This is a genomic window from Absiella sp. AM09-50 (assembly GCF_003433845.1).
Taxonomy (GTDB): domain Bacteria; phylum Bacillota_I; class Bacilli_A; order Erysipelotrichales; family Erysipelotrichaceae; genus Hoskinsella; species Hoskinsella hominis.
In genome coordinates this window covers 1-3,295 of the sequence record NZ_QVFI01000059.1, presented here as the reverse complement: position 1 = coordinate 3,295, position 3,295 = coordinate 1, and the positions used below count along the sequence as shown (strand labels likewise).

The 3,295-nt window shown below is 29.2% G+C and carries 4 protein-coding genes; 2 read left to right on the top strand and 2 right to left on the bottom strand.

Annotation, left to right across the window (positions count from 1 at the left end; all coding sequences use genetic code 11):
* The first annotated feature begins 299 nt into the window (after window positions 1-299).
* Window positions 300-1,094: a tetratricopeptide repeat protein gene (locus DW114_RS21005; RefSeq protein ID WP_117456283.1), complete on the top strand. Its 795-nt coding sequence runs from the start codon at window positions 300-302 to the stop codon at window positions 1,092-1,094.
* A 42-nt stretch (window positions 1,095-1,136) separates the two neighbouring features.
* Window positions 1,137-1,919: a DeoR/GlpR family DNA-binding transcription regulator gene (locus tag DW114_RS21000; RefSeq protein WP_117456281.1), complete on the top strand. Its 783-nt coding sequence runs from the start codon at window positions 1,137-1,139 to the stop codon at window positions 1,917-1,919.
* 136 nt (window positions 1,920-2,055) lie between these two features.
* Here the strand turns inward: DW114_RS21000 and DW114_RS20995 are convergent, their stop codons facing one another.
* Window positions 2,056-2,535, bottom strand: a complete 480-nt coding sequence (locus tag DW114_RS20995) for a hypothetical protein (protein WP_117456279.1) — start codon at window positions 2,533-2,535, stop codon at window positions 2,056-2,058.
* Between the two features lie 231 nt (window positions 2,536-2,766).
* The gene (locus DW114_RS20990; protein ID WP_117456277.1) at window positions 2,767-3,222 is read right to left on the bottom strand and encodes a PTS sugar transporter subunit IIA; all 456 of its coding nucleotides are present in this window, start codon (window positions 3,220-3,222) and stop codon (window positions 2,767-2,769) included.
* Between the last annotated feature and the right edge of the window lie 73 nt (window positions 3,223-3,295).

Below are 3,295 nucleotides of genomic sequence, written 5' to 3'. Positions count from 1 at the left end.
GGGAATGCGCCAAGAATCCATGATTCTCTTGTTATTTCATCTACTTTACTCATATTGTCACTCCTCGTATCTTTCTTCTTTAACCGCGGTTCCTTTGTACGCCCATATAATAATCCAATAACAAGTTCGTTTCAATACTTTTTTACGAACTTTTGAATATTTTTATGATTTATTTTATTTCTGTAATCGCATACATAAAATTTTAAGAATTATTTTATGAATTTTATGATTGACTTTTTTGAAAATGGTTCATATAATGTAGATGTAGATATTATAAAAAATTGAAAGAGGTGTTTTATATGAATATCGCACAAAAAATTTCCTTCCAGCCACAATTCAGAAATATTATTATGGGTCTTATTTATCTAGCATTTACTGGTTACAGTGTTTACCAAATGGCAATAACCCCACAATTAGAAGGCAAGATTGCTTATCTTATTGTTATCGTAGTTATTCTTGGCATTGCCTTATGGTCTGAATACCTTCGCCATTTATATCAGAAAGCCATTATTATATTAAATAAAGATGGAAATCCTGAAGAAGCGAAGAAAACATTTGACGGTTTATTGAAAAAAGATATCTTTAGAGGATATCGTAAAACCGTATTGATTTTTGATACCTTATATTATGCAGATCAAATGGATGCTCAGGGATGCTTAGATACTTTAGAAAAAGATCATAAATTCTTCCACAGCTGTATGGATAATTTATTAATCTGGGATTATACAAAATTCTACGCTTATTTCCTTATGAATAATCGTACGAAAACCAAAGCGCAATATGAACGTGTGATTAAATTAAAAGATGTAAAAGTAAAAGGTACTAAAATTTCTCCTTTATACAACTGGGAATTTATCGAAGGCGTATACTTAATGTCATGTAAAGATTATAAAAAGAGCATAAAAGCATTCCAGAATGTAAATCCAAAGAATATGAATAACCGCGAATTGATGCATTATTATTACCAATTTGCACAGGCTTATCTGGCCAATCATGACAAAGAACACGCAAAAGAAATGTTAGAAAAAACAATAGCATTAAATGGCAATGCGAAAATGAAACAAAGCGCAGAAAAACTATACAAAAGTCTGTAAATAGCTTATAATGTATTTATAAAAAAGAAGAAGGGTTATAAAATGAAAATGAATAAAGAAGTCGTTGATGAGCGACGAAAAAAAGTCATGTCGAAAATTCAAATTCAGGGCAAAGTAAACGTCGAAGATTTAGCAAATGAATTGCATGTATCACCTTTAACGATTCGTAGAGATTTACAATATTGGGAGGAACAAGGTGCTGTTGAACGCTATTATGGCGGCGCAAGATTAATTCAGTCTTTTGTTGACAATAACGAAATTGAAGATAACAATGAGCCTTATAAACATGCGATTGCAAAGTATGCAGCACAATATGTGGAAGATGGAGATACAATTTTCATTAATACAAGTTCTACTGCATTGCTGGTATTGAAATATATCCGAAATAAAAGAGTTACTGTAATTACAAATAATGGAAAAGCTATTTTTATGGAACATGATCCACTTGTTTCTATTGTATTAAGTGGTGGTGAATTACGTATTCCAAAGGAATCTATGGTTGGAGATTTCGCATTAAATAACTTGAACCGTGTAACTGCAAATAAAAGTTTCTTAGGATGTAGCGGTTTTGATGTTCATACTGGTATGAGCACCGCCATCCTACATGAAGTTTCCATTAATGAAACAATGATTAATCGTTGTCAAGGAGAAACTTTCTTATTGGCAGATTATACAAAGATTGGCAATGTACATCAATTTGTTGTGGCAGATGTGACATCATTCCAATATTTGATAACAGATAATCGTGTTTCTAAAGATTTACTTGAAGAATTTCAGGATGTAGGCATCCATGCAGTAGGATTAACACCTCTTTATAATTACTAACAAAAAGCAGAATTTCTGCTTTTTTTCTTTATGATCCTTACATTTATTTATGTTATCATTAAGAATATGGAAAATGCTCGCATACATTAGCTTGCAAGCATTTTAAAATACTAATTTATTTAGCACTTTTTTTATACTATTTTTTGATATCTATATTAATATAATTTATAAGCTTACTGAAATCTTCTTTGTTACAAAAATCACTTGTAATAAGAAGTCCACCTTTCAAAAAAGATAATTTCTCATCATTAAACACTAATATAAGCTCACTTTCATTAACAATTATTGATTTTTTCCTATTTATTTTTGCTCTTTTACTGTTACTTATCAAAATATTATTATTAAGATTAATATTAATCTCTTTATTTTTGAACTTAAAATATACAGCGATAGCGTATATATAGTTTTTGAAAAAAAGAATAATTAAACATATTAAAATAGTGATATTAGGAATATCTAAAATATCTTTTAAATAGGAATAAAAAATCATACACACAAGTAAATATATGGATAATAATACTTTCACAATATTTAAAAAAGGTAAATACGAATCTAAAAACATTTTACAATATGGAATAATTTCTTTATAACTTGAATATGCTAATTTAATTTTCATAATAATCACTCCTAATGCATTCATTATATTCTTATGTTATTGATTTTTCTATATCTTCTTATGATATCATAAATAAAAATGGAAGAATATAAACGAGGAAAATATAATAAAAATAAATAATGATAATTATTGTTTGACTATTATAAAAGGCAGTAGAAATGTTAGAAAATAAACATTTCTACTGCCTTTTTGAAACACCATAAAAATTCTGAACCTTGTTTTTTATTATCTTTAAATTCCAAATTTTTCGTCAATTGCCAATAAATCTTCTTTTGTTTCCGCATCAATCATTGCTTGTACAAGTTCCTTATTGCATAATACGGTCGCAAGCTGCATCATCTGTTGCATGTGTGTATCATGATCAACACTTGCTAAAACGAAATAAATTCTTGCATCTTTATCCGGATCTCCTTCTACAAAGTGAACAGGTTTTGCTACACGCATAAAACTGATTTCAGTTCCATGTACACCATCCCCACCTTCTGTTGAGTGAGGCATTGCGATATTTGGTGCTAATACAATATAAGGCCCATATTTTGCAATACATTCAAAAATGGAATCAATATAACTTTGTTCAATAACCCCTTTATCCAATAATGGTTTACAGCTGGCAACTACAGAATCACGCCAGTCATCAAACCCTTCATGAAAACAATATAAATCTTTTTCTATAAGTTCCTTAAACATGATTTAACCTCCAATATTATAGAATTGATCTGAATGGAACGTTTGGTTCATCAGTAAAGCAATCTTCAAATCC